General features: G+C 62.8%; 19 protein-coding genes. 8 read left to right on the top strand and 11 right to left on the bottom strand.

What is annotated here, in order from left to right:
- The first annotated feature begins 319 nt into the window (after window positions 1–319).
- On the top strand, window positions 320–1,108 hold the full coding sequence (locus ACE3PH_RS13105; protein ID WP_374319690.1) for a 16S rRNA (uracil(1498)-N(3))-methyltransferase: 789 nt from the start codon (window positions 320–322) through the stop codon (window positions 1,106–1,108).
- On the opposite strand, the gene ACE3PH_RS13110 is transcribed toward ACE3PH_RS13105, so the two are convergent.
- From ACE3PH_RS13110 to argS, 7 genes are all read right to left on the bottom strand, one after another.
- Window positions 1,093–2,349, bottom strand: a complete 1,257-nt coding sequence (locus tag ACE3PH_RS13110) for a class I SAM-dependent RNA methyltransferase (protein ID WP_374320033.1) — start codon at window positions 2,347–2,349, stop codon at window positions 1,093–1,095. The genes ACE3PH_RS13105 and ACE3PH_RS13110 overlap by 16 nt on opposite strands.
- Window positions 2,350–2,517: 168 nt before the next feature.
- On the bottom strand, window positions 2,518–4,056 hold the full coding sequence (locus ACE3PH_RS13115) for an RNA polymerase factor sigma-54 (protein ID WP_374319692.1): 1,539 nt from the start codon (window positions 4,054–4,056) through the stop codon (window positions 2,518–2,520).
- An 18-nt stretch (window positions 4,057–4,074) separates the two neighbouring features.
- Window positions 4,075–4,875 (bottom strand): LPS export ABC transporter ATP-binding protein, encoded by an 801-nt coding sequence (gene lptB, locus ACE3PH_RS13120; protein ID WP_374319694.1) that lies wholly within the window; start codon window positions 4,873–4,875, stop codon window positions 4,075–4,077.
- On the bottom strand, window positions 4,875–5,402 hold the full coding sequence (lptA, locus tag ACE3PH_RS13125) for a lipopolysaccharide transport periplasmic protein LptA (RefSeq protein WP_374319696.1): 528 nt from the start codon (window positions 5,400–5,402) through the stop codon (window positions 4,875–4,877). Before lptA ends, lptB begins: the two co-directional genes overlap by 1 nt.
- Before the next feature lie 204 nt (window positions 5,403–5,606).
- Complete coding sequence (locus ACE3PH_RS13130; RefSeq protein ID WP_374319699.1) at window positions 5,607–6,260, bottom strand: thiol:disulfide interchange protein DsbA/DsbL; 654 nt, start codon at window positions 6,258–6,260, stop codon at window positions 5,607–5,609.
- Window positions 6,261–6,299: 39 nt separating this feature from the next.
- Complete coding sequence (locus tag ACE3PH_RS13135) at window positions 6,300–6,968, bottom strand: SPOR domain-containing protein (RefSeq protein ID WP_374319701.1); 669 nt, start codon at window positions 6,966–6,968, stop codon at window positions 6,300–6,302.
- A gap of 24 nt (window positions 6,969–6,992) precedes the next feature.
- Window positions 6,993–8,684 carry an arginine--tRNA ligase gene (gene argS / locus ACE3PH_RS13140; protein ID WP_374319703.1) on the bottom strand — a complete coding sequence of 564 codons (1,692 nt, stop codon included), beginning with the start codon at window positions 8,682–8,684 and terminating at the stop codon, window positions 6,993–6,995.
- A 132-nt stretch (window positions 8,685–8,816) separates the two neighbouring features.
- On the opposite strand from argS, the gene ACE3PH_RS13145 reads away from it, so the two are divergent.
- Both ACE3PH_RS13145 and ACE3PH_RS13150 read left to right on the top strand, forming a co-directional pair.
- Window positions 8,817–10,154: a serine/threonine-protein kinase gene (locus ACE3PH_RS13145; protein ID WP_374319705.1), complete on the top strand. Its 1,338-nt coding sequence runs from the start codon at window positions 8,817–8,819 to the stop codon at window positions 10,152–10,154.
- 114 nt (window positions 10,155–10,268) lie between these two features.
- On the top strand, window positions 10,269–10,556 hold the full coding sequence (locus ACE3PH_RS13150) for a hypothetical protein (protein ID WP_374319707.1): 288 nt from the start codon (window positions 10,269–10,271) through the stop codon (window positions 10,554–10,556).
- An 81-nt stretch (window positions 10,557–10,637) separates the two neighbouring features.
- Here the strand turns inward: ACE3PH_RS13150 and ACE3PH_RS13155 are convergent, their stop codons facing one another.
- Window positions 10,638–11,093: a DUF2214 family protein gene (locus tag ACE3PH_RS13155; RefSeq protein ID WP_374319709.1), complete on the bottom strand. Its 456-nt coding sequence runs from the start codon at window positions 11,091–11,093 to the stop codon at window positions 10,638–10,640.
- A gap of 32 nt (window positions 11,094–11,125) precedes the next feature.
- On the bottom strand, window positions 11,126–12,034 hold the full coding sequence (locus ACE3PH_RS13160; RefSeq protein WP_374319712.1) for a LysR family transcriptional regulator: 909 nt from the start codon (window positions 12,032–12,034) through the stop codon (window positions 11,126–11,128).
- Between the two features lie 180 nt (window positions 12,035–12,214).
- Between ACE3PH_RS13160 and ACE3PH_RS13165 the strand changes: the two genes are divergently transcribed.
- The 4 genes from ACE3PH_RS13165 (at window position 12,215) to ACE3PH_RS13180 (ending at window position 17,928) form a co-directional block, all read left to right on the top strand.
- The gene (locus ACE3PH_RS13165) at window positions 12,215–14,410 is read left to right on the top strand and encodes a malate synthase G (RefSeq protein WP_374319715.1); all 2,196 of its coding nucleotides are present in this window, start codon (window positions 12,215–12,217) and stop codon (window positions 14,408–14,410) included.
- A gap of 105 nt (window positions 14,411–14,515) precedes the next feature.
- Window positions 14,516–15,418 carry a DUF6502 family protein gene (locus ACE3PH_RS13170; protein WP_374319718.1) on the top strand — a complete coding sequence of 301 codons (903 nt, stop codon included), beginning with the start codon at window positions 14,516–14,518 and terminating at the stop codon, window positions 15,416–15,418.
- Window positions 15,419–15,438: 20 nt separating this feature from the next.
- Entirely contained in the window at window positions 15,439–16,665 is a 1,227-nt protein-coding gene (locus ACE3PH_RS13175; RefSeq protein WP_374319721.1) for a DUF5666 domain-containing protein, read from the top strand.
- Between the two features lie 12 nt (window positions 16,666–16,677).
- The gene (locus tag ACE3PH_RS13180; RefSeq protein ID WP_374319724.1) at window positions 16,678–17,928 is read left to right on the top strand and encodes an NnrS family protein; all 1,251 of its coding nucleotides are present in this window, start codon (window positions 16,678–16,680) and stop codon (window positions 17,926–17,928) included.
- Between the two features lie 6 nt (window positions 17,929–17,934).
- Here the strand turns inward: ACE3PH_RS13180 and ACE3PH_RS13185 are convergent, their stop codons facing one another.
- Both ACE3PH_RS13185 and ACE3PH_RS13190 read right to left on the bottom strand, forming a co-directional pair.
- Window positions 17,935–18,627: a histidine phosphatase family protein gene (locus ACE3PH_RS13185; RefSeq protein WP_374319726.1), complete on the bottom strand. Its 693-nt coding sequence runs from the start codon at window positions 18,625–18,627 to the stop codon at window positions 17,935–17,937.
- A gap of 12 nt (window positions 18,628–18,639) precedes the next feature.
- Complete coding sequence (locus ACE3PH_RS13190; protein ID WP_374319729.1) at window positions 18,640–19,869, bottom strand: acyl-CoA dehydrogenase family protein; 1,230 nt, start codon at window positions 19,867–19,869, stop codon at window positions 18,640–18,642.
- Window positions 19,870–20,270: 401 nt separating this feature from the next.
- Here ACE3PH_RS13190 and corA point away from each other — a divergent pair, with 401 nt between their 5' ends.
- On the top strand, window positions 20,271–21,230 hold the full coding sequence (corA, locus tag ACE3PH_RS13195; protein ID WP_374319731.1) for a magnesium/cobalt transporter CorA: 960 nt from the start codon (window positions 20,271–20,273) through the stop codon (window positions 21,228–21,230).
- The last annotated feature ends 2 nt before the right edge of the window (window positions 21,231–21,232 follow it).

The following is a 21,232-nucleotide window of genomic DNA, read 5'->3' on the forward strand; positions in this document are numbered from 1 at the left end:
TTGGAATTGAAGTGAACTTCACTACAAGTGAATTTCTCTTCTTTTACCTGAGTGTCTGGTCTTTCGACCTTGCGGCCTACTTCACCCAAACACCCACGCTTATCGGCTGTTAATTTTTAAAGAACTTATCGGTTGATCGCTTTGCTTTTTTTGCTGTCGCGATCAGCGAAGAACGCAATTATGGCACCATTTCTACAGGCCGCGCAAGCCCTTTGCATAAATTTTTTAAAAATCTTTGTTTGCCAGGGGCACACTACGTTTTTGCCTCGCGTGCGGCAGAAGCGGCGCGAGCTTCAATCGACTGAGAGAGGACACACACTTGGGACTGAGAGTGCATATCGGGGAGGCGCTGATCGGCCTGGGCGAGCACCGCACACTGGAATTGCCGGAGGGCGCCGCGCGCCACGTACAGGTGATGCGACTGCAACCCGGCGACGAGCTGAATGTGTTTGATGGCGCCGGGCATGAATGGCTCACCCGCGTCACCCGCATGGGCAAGCGGGATGTGGCGGTGGAGGTGGTTCAGGCGGTTGCCGTGGACAAGGAACTGGCCACACGCGTGACGCTGGCTGTCGGCGTACCTGCGAATGACCGCATGGACACCATCGTGGAAAAGGCGGCCGAGTTGGGCGTGTACGCCATCCAGCCACTGATGTGTGAGCGCGCCGTACTGAGGCTGTCCGGCGAGCGCGCCGCCAAGAAAGTGGCGCACTGGCAAGCCGTGGCCATTTCAGCTTGCGAGCAATGCGGCCGGGCTGTTGTGCCGGTGATCGAGCCCGTGCGTTCGCTGGAAAACTGGGTGGCCAGCATGGGTGGGCCGAGCAGGGAGACAGTCGGCCGCAGACGTGCTGTCCTGAGTCTGCGGGAAACGAAGTGGATTGGGGACTGGTTGGTTGACGCTGCGCCAGGGGCAGGATCACCCCAGGAGTGGGTATTTCTGAGTGGGCCGGAAGGTGGGCTGAACCCCCAGGAAGAGCAGCTGGCGATTCAAGCTGGATTTCAAGCCATCAGCCTGGGCAGCCGCACCTTGAGGGCGGATACGGCCCCCATTGCCATCATGTCCATCGTGTCGACCTTGCGCCCCCCCGGCGCTCAATCAACAGACTGATCAGGGGCAGGCTCCGCCGGTGCGTCGGAGCGGACAGGCTTCATGGCGCCAGCGACCATGTCAAAACGGAACAGTCGACACTCGATTGGGCCGTTGAACAACACCACGCGACGCGTCTCCTTGAGACGCATCGCTCCGGGCAACTTCATGTCCGGACTCAGCACCCAGGCTGTCCAGCCTGAGTACTGCCGCTTCCAGTGCGCGGACAGACGCAGGAAGAAGGCCCCCGCCTCTTCGCGGTCTTCAAAGTCTTCACGGCCGGCACGCTGTTCGGCGCGGGCATGACTGGAGCCAGAGCCCTTGGGGTCGATCCGCTCACCGTAAGGTGGGTTGAACATGAGGACGCCACGCTCCACCGGGGCAGGCCGCTGCAAGGCATCTGCTGTCTTGAACTCGATGACGTCGCGCACCCCGGCACGCTCGGCGTTCCGCGTCGCGAAATCGGTCATCCGGAAGGAGACGTCGCCCGCAAAGATCTGGACACGTGGAGGGTGGCGGCGCTGGCGAGCAGCTTCACGGATGGATTGCCAACTGGCCAGATGGGCGCGAAATGGCAGCAAGCGCTCGAAGGCAAAGCGGCGCTGCAGGCCTGGCGCGATGTCACACGCGATCTGCGCGGCCTCGATGGGAATCGTGCCGGCGCCGCAGCAGGGGTCGAGCAACGGGCCATCTTCCGGTCGCCCTTGCCAGTCTGCTGCCGCCAGCATGGCCGCCGCCAGGGTTTCCTTCAACGGGGCTTCACCGGTGTCTTCTCGCCAGCCACGCTTGAACAGGGCCTCACCTGAGGTGTCGACGTACAGCAGCGCCTGCAATTCATCCAGATGGAGCACCAGCGAGAGGTCGGGGCGCTGGGTGTCGACGCTCGGGCGCTCGCCAGCTTTGTCACGCAGCACATCGCACACGGCATCCTTCACGCGCAAGGAGGCGAAATTGAGGCTGCGCAGCGGGCTGCGGCGGGCGGTGACATCGACCCGCAGCGTCTGGCGAGGCGTGATCCAGGCAGACCAGTCAACCTGGCGGGCCATGGCGTAGATGTCGTCTTCGTGGCGATAGATGCGCTGAGCGACACGCCAGAGCACACGCTGCGCCAGACGGCTTTCCAGATTCAGCAGGAACACGCATTCGGCCATGCCCTGGCTCTGTCGTGGCAAGACCTCGACGCCACCGCGCCCAGCCTGAACACGCGCGCGCTCGCCGAGGATGCGTGCGGCTTCACTTTCCAGCAAGGGCTCGACGCCCATGGCGCACGGCAAGAAGAGCACAGCGACCTGGTCTGCGCGCAGCGCACCTTCAACAGGTTGAGCATGCGGGCGGCTGCCGATGACACGGCGAGGTGCGGGTTTGTCGTTCAGGGACATGACGGATTGGGCAGAGAAAAAAACCGCGCGGCCAGACGGCGCCGCGACAGGTCAGAGCGCCTTGCGCAGATTGGCAGGCGCGATCTTGAGGGCTTCACGGTACTTCGCAACCGTGCGACGCGCAACCTGGATACCTTGCTCTTCGAGCATCTGGCTGAGTTGGCTGTCGGACAAGGGCTTTTTGGGGTCTTCTGCGCTGACCAGTTGCTTGATCAGGGCACGCACAGCTGTGCTGGAGGCATTGCCCCCCGTCTCGGTGTTGAGCGACGAGCCGAAGAAATACTTGAGCTCGAACGTGCCAAACGGGGTGGACATGTACTTGGCCGTGGTCACCCGCGAGATGGTGGACTCGTGCAGGCCCAGCTCGTCGGCAATCTCACGCAACACGAGGGGCTTCATGGCGATCTCGCCGTGCGTGAAGAAGTTCTTCTGCCGATCAACGATGGCCTGGGAAACGCGCAGGATGGTGTCGAAACGCTGCTGGATGTTCTTGACGAACCAGCGCGCTTCCTGCAGCCGCGAGCTCATGGCGGCATGCCCTTCGGACGCCGAGGCCCCACGCGGGGCGCGGCTCTGGCGCAGCGCCTGCGCATACAGGTCGTTGATGCGCAATTTGGGCATCACATCCTGGTTGAGCACCACCTTCCAGCTGCGACCGGACTTCTGAACGATCACATCAGGAACGATGATGTTGGACTCTGCAGGCGAAAACTGCCGACCTGGCTTGGGCTCCAGGGTCACGATGAGCCCCTGGGCGTACTTGAGCAACTCTTCGTCGGCGCCCGTGACGGCCATCAGCTTCTTCACATCACGGCGCGCCAGCAACTCAAGGTGATGCTGGCAGATCTGGATGGCGACCTCACGCTCGGGGCAGGGGGTCATGGTCTTGAGCTGCAGGACGAGGCATTCAGACAGATTGGCCGCCCCCACACCGACAGGCTCCAGGTTCTGCAACCAACTCAGGCCGCAACGCAGGCGGGAGAGCACCTCTTCACGGCTCTCCTCGTCAGCATCTTCGGGGAGCAAGGAGGCGGCGATGTCTTCCAGCGAATCAGCCAGGTAGCCGTCTTCATTGAGCGACTCGATCAGCATCTCGACCACGGCCATGTCGGCTTCGCTCAGGCGGGTGCCGCGCAGTTGCTCGCGAAGATGGTCCTGCAAGGACACTGCGACGCTGTTGCGCTCGAGCGGATCGAAGTCATCGTCGTCATTCTGGCGACTGGGAGTCTCACGAATGCCATCGAAGTCGTCGCGTTCGGTACCGTTTTCCCAGTCATCCCGCTCGGTGGTGCCCAACTCGGCAGAGTCCAGCCCGCCAGATTCGGCCTCCGAGGACTCCGGGGACTCCTTGAACGCGGCTTCGCTTTCTCCTGCGGAGCTGTCGTTGCGCTGCCGCTCGTACTCGGTGGCAGCAGCGAGATCGAGTCCGCCGCCATCGTCGTCGGGTTCAAGAAACGGGTTCTGTTCCAGCATCTGCTCGATCTCCTGATGGAGTTCGAGCGTCGAGAGTTGCAGCAGCCGAATGGATTGCTGCAGCTGAGGCGTGAGCGCCAGGTGCTGGGACAGCCGAAACTGCAGGGAGGGTTTCATGGCAGCGGCACCCTCCGATCACATGCGGAAGTGCTCGCCAAGGTAGACCTTGCGCACTTCCGCATTGTTGATGATGTCCGAGGGGCGCCCTTCGGCCAGCACGCTGCCTTCACTGATGATGTAGGCCCGATCACAGATACCCAGCGTTTCGCGCACGTTATGGTCGGTGATGAGCACACCAATGCCGCGGGCCTTCAGGAAACTGATGATGCGCTGGATCTCGATCACGGCGATCGGGTCCACGCCAGCGAAGGGCTCGTCGAGCAAGATGAAACGCGGCTGCGTGGCCAGTGCGCGGGCGATTTCGACACGGCGACGCTCGCCGCCCGACAGCGCCAGCGCCGGGCTGGCGCGCAGCCGCTCGATGCTGAGGTCTTGCAACAGCGAATTGAGCCTGCGCTCGATTTCCGTGGCGCTGAGCGGGCGCCCTTTCTTGTCGAGCTGGAGCTCCAGCACGGCACGGATATTTTCTTCGACGTTGAGCTTGCGGAAGATCGATGCCTCTTGCGGGAGATAGCTCAAACCGCGACGCGAACGTTCGTGAATAGGCAGCTTTTCAACACGGCGGCCATCGATTTCAATGAAGCCGACATCTGCACGGACGAGCCCCACGATCATGTAGAAGCTGGTGGTCTTGCCTGCGCCATTGGGGCCCAGCAGCCCCACCACCTCGCCCGGGTCAACGGCCACATGGACGTCGTGCACCACGGTACGGGCGCCATAGCGCTTTTTCAGTCCTTCGGCGCGCAAGCCACGCGGACGGGTCTTCTTGGGCGCATCGGGGACCACACCTGCGTCGGCCTCAATGGTCTGACTCATCAGCGACCGCCCTCTTTGCTGTCGGACGTTGCGGGCTTCGGAGAGATGACGCCGCGAACCCGCCCTGTCGAGTTGGCCGACCGCGCGCCACCCATGACCTGGAAGACCTCGGTCTTGTTGTCATACACGACGGTTTGCCCGACGACCTCATCAGCCAGCGTGGCGCCGCGCAGACGCCGCATCACGGCACGACCAGAAAACGTGACCGTATCGGCCCGCCCGTCGTAGTCAACCACTTCGCCTTCACCTTCAACATACTCGTCCAGCCCCTCGCGCTTTTGACGGAAGAAGGCACGCCCACCAGACCCACCTACGGCATGTGCCGTCTGCGTGCCATCAGGGTTTTGATGCACCTCCACACGGGCCGCGCGAAACACCATGGTGCCCTTGGTCATTTCGACGTTGCCACTGAGGATATTCAAATGGCGGGCATCGTCCACTCGGGCACTGTCAGCCGCAAAGTTGAGCGGCTTGTCCCTGTCTGCCTTTTCCGCGTGTGCGGCGCCACATACAGTCAGCGCCAGCATGGCACAGAGGCTCATGCAACGCAGAGACACGGCTAGACGGACGGCGGCTGAAGAGGTATGGGTCATGTTCGGCATGGAAATTGCATTCATTTTAGCCGCGAAGGACCGGCCCCGTGGAAGCGAATGGCGTGATTTCCGCACCGCACCATCGACTATTTGACGCCCGACGCTGCGCATGGCAGGCCGGGCATCTGCCAAGCGGATTTATTTGGCCTTGCGCGCCTTGGCGATCAGGAAATCAACCGTGGCCAAGGTCTTTTCAGGCGTGGGGTTGAGGGAGACCCCGGTGAAATACTGCCCTGCGATGCCCAGGGATGGCACCCCGTCGATCTTGTAGGCATCGGCCAGCGTGCGGGCCTGAGCAGCCTTGGTCTGCAGGGCAAAGGAATTGAAGATGGCCATGAAACGCGCCTGGTCCACGCCATTTTTGGACAGGAAGGCGCCAATGCTTTCCGGCGTATCGAGTCGCTGGCCTTCCTCATGGATGGCGCGGAATACCTTGGCGTGCATGGACGGAATCAGCCCCATGGCGTCCAGTGCAAAGTACAGCTTCTGGTGGATGCCATAAGGATTGGGGCGGAAGGCCACGGGCACACGCTTGAAGGCCACATCAGCGGGCAACTTCGCCACCCACGGCTCCAGCGTCGGCTCGAAGTGGTTGCAGTGCGGGCAGCCATACCAGAAGAATTCGATGACTTCGATCTTGCCAGCGGGAGCCGACACGGGGGCGGGTTGCGCCAGCTTGATGTAATTGACGCCCTCAACCGGTGCGGAGCCCTGGGCACGGGACACGCCTGTGAAGGCTGTCGCTGCCAACGCAGCACCCAAGGTTTGAATGGAAAACTCTCGGCGGTTCATGAACGTCCTTTCGAACTGCGCCACATCTGGGGCAAGGGATTACTTCTGAACACGGACCAAAGCGGCATCGACATTGCTGGAAGCCAGTTTGGTCCGCATCTCTTCGGCCTGATCACGCTGGGCGAAGGGGCCTATGCGCACACGGAACATGTTGCGGCCATTGACCTCGCGCTCAACGATGCGGGACTCGACGCTCAACATGGCCAGCTTGGCCTTTTGCTGCTCGGCTTCAGCCTGGGTTCCGTAAGCGCCCGCCTGCACGAAGTAATTAAACGGGTCAGACCCGGAAGCGGTGGACACCGATTCGCCATTCAGGATGGCGGCCGGATTGCGCGCGCTGCTGGCTGCGGCACTGGCCGCCTTGGGCGCCGATGCCGCCTTGGCCGGCGCAGGGGGAACGACCGGCGCATCGGACACACCCGACGAGGCCTTGCCTGCCGGAGCCGAGGCCGCCGACGCCTCATCGGACACGGCTTGCGTCACCGGCTTGGGCTTGGCCGGGTTCTTGCCATACAGGGGACTGTTGGGGTCCCAGTTCTTGTTGTGCTCGGCTTCGGCTGCATCGTCCTCAGCCGTGCGCTGCGGCACCTTGTCGATGAAGGGCAATGGCACCTTGGTGATGTAGACGGCCACGCCCAGCGCCAGCGCCAGACCAATCAGCAGGCCCACGATCATGCCGAGGAAAAAGCCCCCGCGTTGGGATTTCATGTTGCAGCAGTCCTTGAGAAGGAATTACATCTTTTCCGGTGCACTCACGCCCAGGATCCCCAGACCGTTGCGCAGCACTTGTGCGGTGGCGGTCAGCAGGGCCACACGGGCACGACTGAGTTCGACATCGTCGACGAGGAAACGTTCCGCGGCGTAGTAACTGTGGAACGCACTCGCCAGGTCACGCAGGTAGAACGCCACATCATGCGGCGCCAGACCCTGTGCAGCCGCAGTGAGCATGCCAGGGAACTCGGCCAGCTTGGTCATCAGGGCCAGTTCGGTGTCGGCTGTGAGCAACGAGAGTCGGGCTTGCGGCAGCGCGCTGAGGTCCCCGCCCTTGTCTGCATATTGCGCCCGCACCGAATGGATACGGGCATGCGCGTACTGCACGTAGAACACGGGGTTCTCGTCGTTTTGCTTGAGGGCCAGATCGACGTCGAAGACGAATTCCGTGTCGGCCTTGCGGCTGATGAGGAAGAAACGGACCGCATCCTTGCTGGTCCATTCGATCAGATCGCGCAACGTGACATAGGAGCCCGCGCGCTTGGAGATCTTGACCTCTTCACCATTGCGCATGACCGTGACCATCTTGTGCAGGACGTAGTCAGGCCAGCCTTGGGGAATACCGACACCAGCAGCTTGCAGACCGGCACGCACACGGGCGATGGTGCCGTGGTGGTCCGAACCCTGGATGTTGACGCACTGAACGAAGCCGCGCTCCCACTTGGCGATGTGATAGGCCACATCGGGCACGAAGTAGGTATAGCCGCCCTCGGACTTGCGCATCACGCGGTCCTTGTCGTCACCGTAGTCGGTGGAACGCAGCCACAGCGCGCCGTCCTGCTCGAAGGTCTTGCCAGCGTCGACCAGTTTCTGGACCGTCTGCTCGACACGCCCGGAGGTGTACAGACTGGACTCGAGGTAGTAGTTGTCGAAGCGGACCTCGAAGGCCTTGAGATCCAGATCCTGCTCGTGGCGCAGATAGGCGACAGCAAACTGACGGATACCGTCGAGGTCTTCAGGGTCGCCGGAGGCCGTGAACTCGCGGTCATCAGCCTTGACCGTCTTTTTCGCCAGGAAATCGGCCGCGATGTCGGCAATGTAGTCGCCGTTGTAGGCCGACTCGGGCCAGTCGGCATCGCCGGGCTTGAGGCCCTTGATGCGGGCATGGGTCGACCAGGCCAGGGTGCTGATCTGTACACCGGCGTCGTTGTAATAGAACTCGCGGGTGACCGATTGCCCCTGGGTTTCGAACAGATTGCACAGGGCATCACCCAGCGCGCCCTGCCGACCGTGGCCCACATGCAACGGACCGGTGGGGTTGGCCGAGACGAATTCGACCAGCACCTTGCGGCCATTGGCGGGTTGCCAGCCGAACTGTTTGCCGCCCTCCAGGACATCGACCACGATGGCCTGCTTGGCCTCGGGCTTGAGTCGCAGATTGATGAAGCCGGGGCCGGCGACCTCGATGGGCAGTTGCACCCATTTCTGCACGGCAGGCTGGGCCTCCAGGGCTGCCACAAGAGCCGTGGCGAGTTCGCGAGGGTTCTTCTTGAGAGGGCGCGCCAGTTGCATGGCGGCCGTCACCGCCAGGTCACCATGGGCAGCCTGCTTGGGGGCTTCAAAGACCGGGGTGAGCGATGCGGCGGCTTCGGGCGCCACCTGACTCAGGGCTTCACCCAGGGCAGAAAGGAGTTCACGCTTGGCTTGAATCATGAACGGGATTCTACGGGGCTGGCATGCTGTGCGCAGTGTGCGCAGAATTGCACAAGTTTGAACCCGTCTTTTCGCACCACCCACCATGCCGGATGGTGAAAAGATGGGCATGAAGGATATTCACGGCATTTCATGGCGGCAATCGACATTGATCTGGATACCGGCCTGATTGGCAAGTACCGCATCCTCCAAAAGCTGGGCGAAGGTGCCACCAGCGAGGTTTTCTATTGCCGCGACGACTTCAACCTCCGTGATGTGGCGATCAAGCGAGTGCGTTCGTCTGCCTTGATCGATGCCGTCGATGGTCCGGTCTATGCCCGCTTCTTTGCTGCAGAAGCGGCGCTGGTCGGGCGGCTGGTTCACCCCAACGTCGTCCAGATCCTGGACGCGGTGCCTGACCCCGTCGCGCCCTACCTGGTGATGGAGTATGTCCCGGGGCCCACGCTGCGCCATTTCTGCCGACCGGACCACCTGCTGCCGCTGGAAGTCATCATTGAAATTGGCTTCAAGTGCGCGATGGCGCTGGGTTATGTCTACCGTCAGGGCATCATCCATCGGGACGTCAAGCCCGCCAACATCCTGACCGTGCTGGACCCCTCGGGGGGCGTGGCCGATGTGAAGCTGACCGATTTCGGCAGTGCGCTCAACCTGGGCGCGGATTCGACACAAGTGCACCAGGTGGGCTCGCTGGCCTACATGGCTCCCGAACAGCTGGACGGCCAGTTGCTGGACTGCCGCGCGGACATGTACGCCCTGGGGGCGGTGCTGTATCACCTCATTGCGGGACGACCTCCTTTCGAGGCAGGTTCTCAAGCCGCTTTGATGAACCAGATCTACAACCAACTGCCGACCGCGCTGGCCGGCATGCGCGCGGGCGTGGACAGTGCCGTGGACGAGGTCATCGGGCGGGCGCTGGCCAAGAAGCCGGAAGATCGCTATGCAACCTGGGACGCGTTTGCTCAGGCCTTGTCCGGCCTGATTGCCGAACACAAGGTGCCACGCGGCCATCTGCAGGGCGTGCTGGATTCAGAGCGCTTCAACCTGCTGCGCAGCCTCGATTTTTTCAGCAGCTTTGGCGACGTGGAACTGTGGGAAGTCGTGCACCGGGCGCGCTGGCAACGTTTCCCGTTCGGACATGCCCTGTACCGACGGGGCGAAGAGGGCAAGGACTTCCACATCATTGCCCAGGGCAGTGTGGAGGTTTACCGCGAAGGCAAGCGCGTGGCCCTGCTGGGTGCCGGCACCTCGGTGGGCGAGATGGCCTACCTCGCACCCAATCCTGAAATGCGGCGACACAGCACCGACGTGGTCGTGACCGAGCCCGTGACGACGATTTCGTTCCAGCCCGAATCGATGCAGCACCTCAGCCCGGACTGTCGCCACCTGTTTGACGAAGCGTTCATCCGGGTGCTGGTACGGCGCCTGCATGCCGCCCACGAAGCCCTGGCTCACCCCCGCCGCATTCTTTGAGCGCGGCAGAACCCCACCTGCGCGACGGGCTGTCATCCTGCGTGGCGGAATCTGCGTTAAGGTGGCTGTGAGGCGCCGTTCAGGCCTCACCCCACCCATTCTGTTGGAGATTCCATGCGTACCCTGATTGCCTCTGTTTCTCTGGCCTTGCTGGCCACCGTGGCCCACGCCGCCGACGCCTCCTGCGACGCCAAAGCCGCCGAGAAGAAGCTGGCTGGTGCCGCCAAGACCAGCTTCCTCAAGAAGTGTGAAAAGGATGCCGCCAAGAGCACTGCGGGTGCGGCATGTGCAGCCAAGGCTGTGGACAAGAATGGCAAGCCCCTGGCTGGTGCAGCCAAGGCCAGCTTCGTCAAGAAGTGCGAAAAGGATGCGGCGGCCCCTGCTGCGGCAGCGTCGAAGTAAACAGCGCTCAGGCCTTGGTACAGAGGCCAGATCAGTCAGCCGGGCACCTGCCCGGCTTTTTCATGCGCGGATCAGGGCACTTCAGCGCACCCAGACTCCGCGCGCCAGCATGACGGCCGCCAAGGGAATCAGCGCCAGCAAGTGCGCCTCGATCATCACCCAGCGCCGGACCGACTTGACCTCGGCAGGATCGGGCAGGCTGCCATCGGCATCCAGCTGCCGCCGCCAGCGCAGAAACGCCCGGGTCGGCTGGATGGACATCAAACCGACGAGCACGAACAGTGTCACCTTGATGTGCAGCAGGGGCTGATGCCAGTACCAGGCTGTGCCCTTGAAGCCCCACCAGGTGCGGGCCAGCCCGGACAGCAGCACAGCGATCGCGGCCGGCATGTAGATGAGATCGAGCTTGGCCAGTCGCCGGACCACCGCCGCGTTGAGCCACTCGGCGCGGCACAGCGCCGCTTCGCTGGTCAGAAACACCACCAGGGCCAGGATGGCCGCGATGTGCAGGTAGGCAAGCAGGGCTTCGGTCAGCATGTGCGGGCACTCCGGTTGGCATCAGCGCCAGGTCAGTCTGCCCGCCAGTATGCCGGGTCTCCGTAGACTTCCTTGATAAAGTCCAGCCAGAGTCGCAGGCGCAAGGGCTGGTGCTTGCGCTGGGCAAACACGGCATAGATGCCATTGGGCGGGGCGATGAACTCGTCGAGCACGCTGACCAGACGCCCCGCCCGGATATCGCCGGCGACCTCCCACCATGACCGCCACGCCAGCCCCAGCCCCTCCAGGCACCAGGCGTGCAGAACCTGCCCATCCGAACAATCGAGCTTGGCCGAGGGCCGCACATAGGCAGGCTCACCATCAAGCAAAAAAGCCCAACCGCGGGTCTGACTGGCTTCCGAGCTCAGCGTCAGGCATTCGTGGCGGGCAATATCGGACGGGTGAAGGGGCGTGCCACATCGGGCCAGGTAAACCGGGCTGGCGACGCACAAGCGGCGGTTATCGGCCAGTCGAACACTGACCAGGCTGGAGTCCGGCAGGTTGCCGACCCGGATGGCGCAATCGAAACCCTCGTTCACCAGATCGACCAGGCGGTCTGACAAATTGAGGCTCATGGACACCTCCGGGTGCCGGCTCAGGAACTTCGGGACCAAGGGGGCCACGTGCCGCCGGCCAAAGCCGGCCGGTGCGGTGATACGCAGGTGTCCGCTCGCCTTGACGCCCCCTGCGCTGACACTCGCCTCGGCATTGGCCAGATCGGCCAGCAAACGCTGCGCATCCTCCAGAAACGCGCTACCCTCATGGGTGAGGCTGATGCGCCGGGTGGTGCGCACCAGCAACTTGACACCCAGCCGCTCCTCCAATGCGTCGATGCGCCGACCGATCACGGCCGGGGCGACCCCTTCTGCATTGGCTGCGGCCGTGAGGCTGCCTCGCTGCGCCACCGCGACAAAGGTTTCCAGTTGCTTGAGTCGGTCCACCTGCTGCCCTCACTTTTGCGTAGAAGTCACAAATCCATGACTTTTTGCATTGGTAATACACAGATAAGTATCGAATAAACTCTCGCTCCATAGAAGTCGGACATCCGCCATGCGCCTCCTGGCGTGGCTCGCGGGTTGCCCTGACCACCCTGATTCCCCCTTATTTCTGACGAGGTTTTCATGACCGCACGTACCACCGTTCACAGCCTGCAAGTGGCCACCGAGCTGTACCGTTTCATCGAAGACAAGGTGCTGCCCGGCACCGGTGTCGACAGCGCCAAGTTCTGGGCTGGCTTCGACCAGATCGTCAACGACCTGGCTCCCAAGAACGCCGCCCTGCTGGCTGAGCGTGACCGCATCCAGACCGCCATGGACGCCTGGCACACCGCCAACCCTGGCCCGATCAAGGACATGGCCGCGTACAAGGCCCAGCTGGAAAAGATTGGCTACATGGCGCCCGTTCCCGCTGACGTGAAGGCCACCACGGCCAATGTGGATGCCGAACTGGCCCTGCAAGCCGGCCCGCAGCTGGTGGTGCCCATTCTGAACGCCCGCTACGCCCTGAACGCCGCCAACGCCCGTTGGGGCAGCCTGTACGACGCGCTGTACGGCACGGACGCCATCTCTGAAGCCGACGGCGCCGACAAGGGCACCGGCTACAACCCGGTGCGCGGCGCCAAGGTGATCGCCTGGGCCCGCAACTTCCTGGATCAGGCTGCGCCGCTGGAAGGTGCTTCGCACAAGGATTCCGCCGGCTACAGCATCATTGGCGGCAAGCTGGTTGTCGCCCTGACGAACGGCCAGACCACCGGCCTGCAGAACCCCGCTCAGCTGGTGGGCTACCAAGGTGATGCCGCTGCGCCCAAGAGCGTGCTGCTGGTCAACCATGGCATGCACATCGACATCCAGATCGACCGCAGCACCAACATCGGCAAGACCGATGCGGCTGGCGTGTCCGACCTGATCCTCGAAGCTGCCGTGTCCACCATCCTGGACCTGGAAGACTCCGTGGCCGCCGTGGATGCCGAAGACAAGGTGCTGGGCTACAGCAACTGGCTGGGCATCCAGAAGGGCACCCTGGCTGAAGAAGTGGCCAAGGGCGGCAAGACCTTCACCCGCACGCTCAATGGCGACCGCCAATACAAGGGCCCCAACGGCGAAGACGTGAAGCTGCACGGCCGTTCGCTGATGTTCGTGCGTAACGTGGGTCACCTGATGACCAACCCCGCCATCCTGTGGGGCGCCGAGGGCAAGGAAATCCCCGAAGGCATCATGGATGCCATGATCACGACGACCATCGCCCTGCACGACCTGCAAGGCCACGGTCAGATCAACGGCCAGCCCATCCGCAACTCGCGCACCGGTTCGGTCTACATCGTGAAGCCCAAGATGCACGGCCCCACCGAAGTGGCGTTCGCCGCCGAACTGTTCGGTCGCGTCGAACAGGTCCTGGGCCTGCCTGACAGCACCGTCAAGCTGGGCATCATGGACGAAGAGCGCCGCACCTCGGTGAACCTGAAGGCCTGTATCGCCGCTGCTTCGAGCCGCGTGGCCTTCATCAACACCGGCTTCCTGGACCGCACTGGCGATGAAATGCACACCGCCATGCTGGCCGGCCCGATGATGCGCAAGGGCGACATCAAGAACAGCGCCTGGATTGCCGCTTACGAGCGCCGCAACGTGCTGATCGGTCTGCAATGTGGCCTGCGTGGTCGCGCCCAGATCGGCAAGGGCATGTGGGCCATGCCCGACCTGATGGCCGGCATGCTGGAACAAAAGATTGCCCACCCGAAGGCTGGCGCCAACACCGCCTGGACGCCGTCCCCGACCGCTGCCACGCTGCACGCCACGCACTACCATCAGGTGAATGTGGCCGCCATCCAGGCTGACATCGAGAAGAACGGTGAAGATCCGCAATCGCTGCTGGACAAGCTGCTGACCATCCCTGTGGTGGAAGCCGCCAACTGGTCTGAGGCCGACAAGCAGCAAGAGCTGGACAACAACATCCAGGGCATCCTGGGTTATGTGGTGCGCTGGATCGACCAGGGCGTAGGCTGCTCGAAGGTGCCCGACATCCACAACATCGGCCTGATGGAAGACCGCGCCACGCTGCGCATCTCCAGCCAGCACGTGGCCAACTGGCTGCACCATGGCGTGGTGACCGAAGCGCAAGTGCGTGAAACCTTCGCCCGCATGGCTGCGGTGGTGGACCAGCAAAATGCGGGCGACAAGCTGTACAAGTCGCTGGTGGCCAACCCGAACGGTTGCGCCTTCCAGGCCGCGCTGGATCTGGTGTTCAAGGGCAAGGAACAGCCTTCCGGCTACACCGAACCCCTGCTGCACGCATGGCGTCAGAAGGAAAAGGCCCTGGCCTGATCACCTTCTCCCATTCATGAAAGGGCTCCTTCGGGGGCCCTTTTTCATGGGGTTGATGCAGCACCCCAATTGATCTGTGCAGCCAGCACATTTATCATCTCGTCTTTGAAGTTCGACCCCGTGCCAGCCACCACACCACCCCTGCCGCCCCGACCCGATGCCGCCAGTGCCGAAGGCGAGGCTTTGGTGCGTGCTTTGCAGGCGGTGCTGCTGCCGCTGGCAAGACTGGCGGTGGCGCAAGGCCTGCGGTTCGCCTCGGCCGAGGACCTGCTCAAGGAGGCCTTCATCCAGGCAGCAACCGAAGCCCTGTTGAAGGACCACCCAGAGTTGTTGCCCCACCGCCTGGTCAGCCGCATCAGCACCATCACCGGCATCAACCGCCGTGAAGTCACCCGGCTGACCAAACCGCAAGAGGCTGTCGCGCCGCCCAAACCGTCGCTGACCACCGAGATCTTCACCCGTTGGCTGACGAGCCCGCTGTTCCGCGTCGGCGACGACGTGCTGGCCTTTCTGCCCCGGCAGGGCCCCTCGCCCAGCTTCGAGAGCCTGGCAAGGTCTGTCACCCAGGATGTGCACCCTCGCAGCCTGCTGGATGAGCTGTGCCGACTGGGGTTGGTGCGCTGGGATGAACAACTCGATCGCGTCCACCTGGAGCGGCAGGCCTTTGTGCCCAGAGGCGACATGCAAGGCATGCTGGCCTTTCTGGGCGCCAACGTGGGTGATCACCTCCATGCCGCCGTCGCCAACGTGCTGGCCAAAGATGATCCGCCCCATTTCGAGCAGGCCGTGTTCTCTGACGATCTGTCGGTGCAGGCCATGGAATCGATCAAGGACTTGGTTCGCCGCCATTGGCATGAGCTGTTGAACACCTCCATTCCGCTGATGGAAAAGCTGATCGAGGAAGACCGCATCGCAGGCCGCCTGCAGGACCAGCGCGTCCGCATCGGTTTGTTCAGCTACAGCGAGACGGTCCCCACCGCCCCCACATCGACCAAGCAGGACAACTGATCCTGCAGGAGCCCCCGCGCATGAAGCCCACATTCATCCATCTGTTCAAAGCCCGCATCGCCTGGCTGGTGATTGCCGGGCTGATGGCCACACTGGCTGCCTGTGGCGGCGGCACCTCGGTGGCCGGTGATCCGGGCAGTGGTGGGACCGGTTCATATTCCAGCGGCGCGGTCAGCGGCTTTGGCTCGGTGATCCTCAACAACACCCGGTTTGCCGACAGCGCCGCCACCGTCGAGAACGAGGACGGTGAGACCGTCGATGCGGACAAGGGCGCCCTGAGCACATCCAGCCTGCAGATGGGCATGATCGTCGAAGTGGAAGGCGGGACAGTCACAGCCGCCACGGTATCGGGCGGACTGGCCACCAGCACAGCCGAGGTCATCCGCATCACCAACCAGTTGCTGGGCCCGGTTGACGATTTCAGTTCATCCAGCCTGGGCATGCTGGGCCAGCACATCGATGTCAATGCAGCCACGGTGCTCGAAGGTGTCTCATCTCTGGCAGAGGCCAACAGCAGCAACTGCGCCTACGCTGAGGTCTATGCCTACTTCAACAGCGCGACGCTCCGCTACGCCGCCAGCCGCATCGCATGTCTGAGCGGCCAGCCGCGGACCTACCGCCTCTTTGGCCCCGTCAGTAGCCTCGACACCAGCGCCAGCACCTTCTCGGTCAATGGCCTGACGGTGAGCTACGCCGGGTTGACCGCGCCATCCGGCCTGGCCAACGGGGCGACCGTGCGCATTCGCCTGGCCAATACATGGACATCCGGCACGGCAGCCGCCACCCGACTGGCTGTCAGAACCAAGACTGTGCAATCGACCCAGAGTGCCACCGTCGAAGGACTGATCACCCATTACACGAGCAAGTTCAGTTTCACCGTCAATGGCGTGCCTGTCGTGGCCACATCCAGCACCGAGTTTGAAACCGAAGCCTTGGGCAACGGCTCACGTGTCAAGGTGGAAGGCAAGCTGAGCAATGGTCAACTGCTGGCGCAATCCGTGGAAGAAATCTCGGACAGCGACCTGGAAGATGAAAGCCAGGAAGCCATCGGGACAATCAGCAACCTCAATACGAGTGCACAGACCTTCACCCTGACCACCAGCGGCGGCCGCAGTTTCTCGGTTGATTACACTGGGGTGTCCGATGCGCCAACACTCACAGACGGCGCCATGGTCGAGGTCGAGGGCAAGCTGGCCAGCGACGGCACGACCATCACGGCGACCGAGTTGGAACTGGGTAGCGACTGAGAATAGGAATGCATGGCCGTCATCTATCTGGAAGAGCCACGCGTCAAGCGTGAACCGCCCCGTGGGCTCACCCCATGGGCACTGGGTTTTCGCCCTTTTTACCTGCTCGCTGCCCTGCTGGCCGTGCTCGCCGTACCGACCTGGGTGGCAGCCTTGCTGACTGGCGCAGCCAAACCCACGGTGCTGTGGCATGCCCACGAGATGGTCTTTGGCTTTGCGGCCGCGGTCATCACCGGCTTTCTCTTTACCGCCGTGAAGAACTGGACCGGGCGCCCAACGCCCACTGGCAAGCCACTCGCCGCCCTCGCCCTGCTGTGGGTGCTCGGGCGCATCGCCACCTGGGTTGCGCTCAATGAGTCGACACCGAGCGGCGTGGCCACCTGGGCCGCGCTGATCGATGTGGCCTTTCTGCCTTGTGTTGCCCTGATCCTGGGGCGCATCCTCTGGTTGGCCCGCAGCCAGCGCAACTACTTTGTCGTGGTGCTGCTGCTTGCACTGTCAGGCTGCAACATCGCCTTCCACGGACGGCTGCTGGGATGGCCCTTCTCACCCGACGCCGTGCCGCTGATCCCGCTGCACCTGGCCATCGCCCTGATCACCATGCTAGAGACGGTGATTGCCGGCCGCATCGTGCCGGGCTTCACCGCCAATGCATTGAAAACCGTCAAGCCCTGGCAGCATCCGTGGCTGAACTGGGCCGCCATTGGCACCACCGCCCTGGCCTTGCTGGCGTGGGCGGCTGACCTGACCTGGCGCATCGGAGAGCACGGCCCCCTGGTGCTCACGGTGCTGGCCGGCACCGCAGCCGTGCTGCAAACTGCCCGCTGTGCCGGGTGGCAACCACAGGCCACACTCCGCACCCCGCTGCTGTGGATCCTGCATGTATCGCATGGCTGGATCATCATTGCCATGGTGCTGATGGCCTGCCGCCTGCAGGCGGCGGCCCTGCATGTGCTCACCGTGGGGGCGATGGCAGGCCTGATCCTGGGCATGATCACCCGTACCGCACTGGGACACACCGGGCGCCTGCTGCTTGCCGGCCCGTTCGAGACCTGGGCGTACCGCCTGCTGGTGCTGGCAGTGCTGGCCCGCGCTGTGGCCGCACTCATTCCGGCCGGCATCCCGCCGTGGACCTGGGCCGATGCCCTCACTGCCCCTGCGCTGGTGGTAGCCGCTGCAGCATGGAGCCTGGCCTTCGGCCTGTACTTGTGGAAATACGTGCCTATCCTGCTGCGTCCGCGCCCGGATGGACGGGACGGCTGACCCCGCTCAGCGATAGGTCAGCAAAGACGGCTCGACCGATTCGAGGTGGGCATGCTCGTTGATCGACACCAGATGCAGACCATCCCGGCCTGTCACGATCTTGGTGACCCCTGCGTTGGCGAGGGTCCAATTGATTGTGAAGGCCTGGCTGTCATTGAGGCCCAGCATGTGGGCGCAGATGACGCTGATCGTGCCCCCTGAGGTGAACACCAGGGTGTCGCCCTTGGGGGGCGTCTGAACGACCAGATCCTGCAAGGCCGTGACGCAACGCAACTTGAAGACGGACCAGGGTTCCGCGTACTCATCGTCGTGGTTGCCACCCACCCAGCGCGAAACCGCATCCTGAAAGAACTTCTGGAAGCCTCGCCGAGGGTCGCCGGAGGCGGCCATGTCCGACATCATCGTCGCCTTGTCAGCGTAGCGCGGCTCGGCCACCTCGATCACGTTCTCGTGGTCGAACTCGTTGACGCCCGGGTGTATCACTGGCGGCATGGCCAGCCCCAGTGCCTGCAGGGCACCCGCAGCGGTTTCCTGGTGGCGACGCATGGTGCCGCTGACCACCTGAACCGGCTTCACGCCGCGGCGCTTGAGGGCCTCGCCCAGCACCAGCGCCTGCTGGTGCCCCACGGGTGACAGCTGGTCGTAGTTCTGACTGCCAAACGAGGCCTGGCCATGGCGAAGCAGGTAGATGGCTCCCATGCGTCAACCTGCTCAGCGTGCGCCGTACTTGGCGAGCTCCAGGCGGGCGATCATGCCCTTGTGGACTTCATCGGGCCCATCGGCCAGACGCAGGCTGCGGCCCTGGTTGAAGAAGGCCGTCAGCATGGTGTCACGCGACACCCCCATGCCACCGTGGATCTGGATGGCGAAGTCGACGACGTTTTGCAGCATGCTGGGTGCCACCACCTTGATGGCCGACACATCGGTCAGTGCCGAGTGCACGCCCAGGGTGTCGATCTTCCACGCAGCTTGCAGCGTCAGCAGACGTGCCTGATCGATGGCCACGCGGGCTTCGGCGATGCGTTCGCGGTTGCCACCGAGGTCGACCAATGGCTTGCGGAAAGCCGTGCGGGCCAGGCCGCGCTTGATGGCGAGTTCCAGCGCCTTTTCTGCTGCGCCGATGCAGCGCATGCAATGGTGAATGCGCCCTGGGCCCAGGCGGCCCTGAGCGATCTCGAAGCCGCGACCGGGGCCGCTGATGAAGTTGCCGATGGGCACGCGCACATTGTTGAAGTGCACCTCGCCATGGCCATGGGGCTCATCCCATTCGCCGAACACGGGCACCATGCGCTTGATCTCGACCCCCGGGGTGTCCATCGGCACCAGCACCATCGAGTGCTGGTGGTGGCGGTCCTTGCTGGCATCGGGTGTCAGGGCCATGAAGATGCCGATCTTGCAGCGCGGATCACCCACACCGGACGACCACCACTTCTTGCCATTGAGCACGATCTCGTCGCCATCGATGACGGCGGTGGCCGACATGTTGGTGGCGTCCGACGACGCCACTTCAGGCTCTGTCATGAAAAACACGGAACGGATTTCACCTGCCAGCAAGGGCTTGAGCCATTGCTCTTTCTGGGCATCATTGCCGTACTTCCACAGCACTTCCATGTTGCCGGAGTCAGGCGCGTTGCAGTTGAAGATCTCCGGGGCCATCATGCTGCGACCGGTTTCTTCTGCACTGAAGGCGTAGTCCAGCACGCTCAGGCCAGCGCCCAGCTTGGGATCGGGCAGGAACAGGTTCCACAGGCCTTCTGCCTTGGCCTTGGCTTTCAGTTCTTCGACGCGCGGAGGGATGACCCACTTTGTCCAGTCTCCGCCGTGGTTCTCGGCCAGGATGCCTTCCCAGTGCTCTGTCTCGACCGGTTCGATGTGGGTCTTGATGAATGCACGCACGCGGTCGGCGGTTTCTTTCGCTTTCGGGCTGGGCTGGAAGTCCATGTATGAGTCTCCTCGGTAGATGAGTGCATCCTACGCAAGCCTGGATCCTGCATCAAATGATGGTTTTTCATCAAACTCCATTCATTTCATGCATGTGTTGCACTGCCAGAACAGGCACATTTTCCGGGCCGGTCACACACAGGACACGTGGCACACGCCATAATGCTGCATTCCGTTTTTCGGAGTCATTGGAGCGATCACCTTGGACAGTCACCCGCGGTGACCGCCCTCTCCAGCCACCCTAGGCAAAGGGCCTGAACCAACAGGTCCCGTCCGGGTCAGACAGCGCGTGGAGCAGGGCGGTAACCAAACCTTCATCACCCTTGTTCCGCGTCTGCGGCGACCTGCCAACTGTGGCCTGTCGCCCGACGTTATCGAGTCATTGCGCTGGAGTCATTTGCATGCTCAACGTCTTCACGCTGGCCAACGGCCGGCTCTTCCAGGAAGAAATCGATCGCCTGGAAGACCTCACCCCTGTCAGCCCGATCTGGGTCGACATGGAAGACCCCACACCCGAAGAGAAGGGCTGGATCGCCCAGCACTACGGCCTGATCATTCCCCAGGACGTCATCGACGATGACCTGGAAGAGTCCGCGCGCTTCTATGAGGAAGACGGAGCTGTCCACATCCGCTCCGACTTCCTGATCGATGACGACGAGACCCCGCGCAACGTGCGCGTCGCCTTCATCCTGCACAACAACGTGCTGTTTTCGATCCACAAGGAAGATCTGCCGGTGTTCCGCCTGCTGCGCATGCGGGCCCGCCGCATTCCTGCACTGATTGAAGACGCCAAGGACGTGCTGCTCAAGCTGTATGACGCGGATGCCGAGTATTCAGCCGACACGCTCGAGGGGATCTACGATGACCTCGAACGGGTCAGCAACCGTGTGCTGAAGTCCGAGGTGAACGACAGCGATGCGGCTGAAGCCCTGGCTGCCATTGCCCGCCAGGAAGACTTGAACGGCCGCATCCGGCGCAACGTGATGGACACCCGTCGCGCGGTCAGCTTCATGATGCGTGCACGCATGCTCAACACGGAGCAGTTCGAGGAAGCGCGCCAGATCTTGCGTGACATCGACTCACTGGACAGCCACACGGCTTTTCTGTTCGACAAGATCAACTTCCTGATGGATGCCACGGTCGGTTTCATCAACATCAACCAGAACAAGATCATCAAGATCTTCTCGGTGGCCTCGGTGGCCCTGCTGCCGCCCACGCTGATCGCCAGCATCTACGGCATGAACTTCCAGTTCATGCCCGAGTTGCAGTGGCGCGGTGGTTACCCGCTGGCACTGGGCCTGATGGTGCTGTCCATCGTCACGCCCTTCTGGTACTTCCGTCGCAAGGGCTGGCTCAACTGAGC

This window comes from Aquabacterium sp. (assembly GCF_041909175.1).
Taxonomy (GTDB): Bacteria; Pseudomonadota; Gammaproteobacteria; order Burkholderiales; family Burkholderiaceae_C; genus Aquabacterium.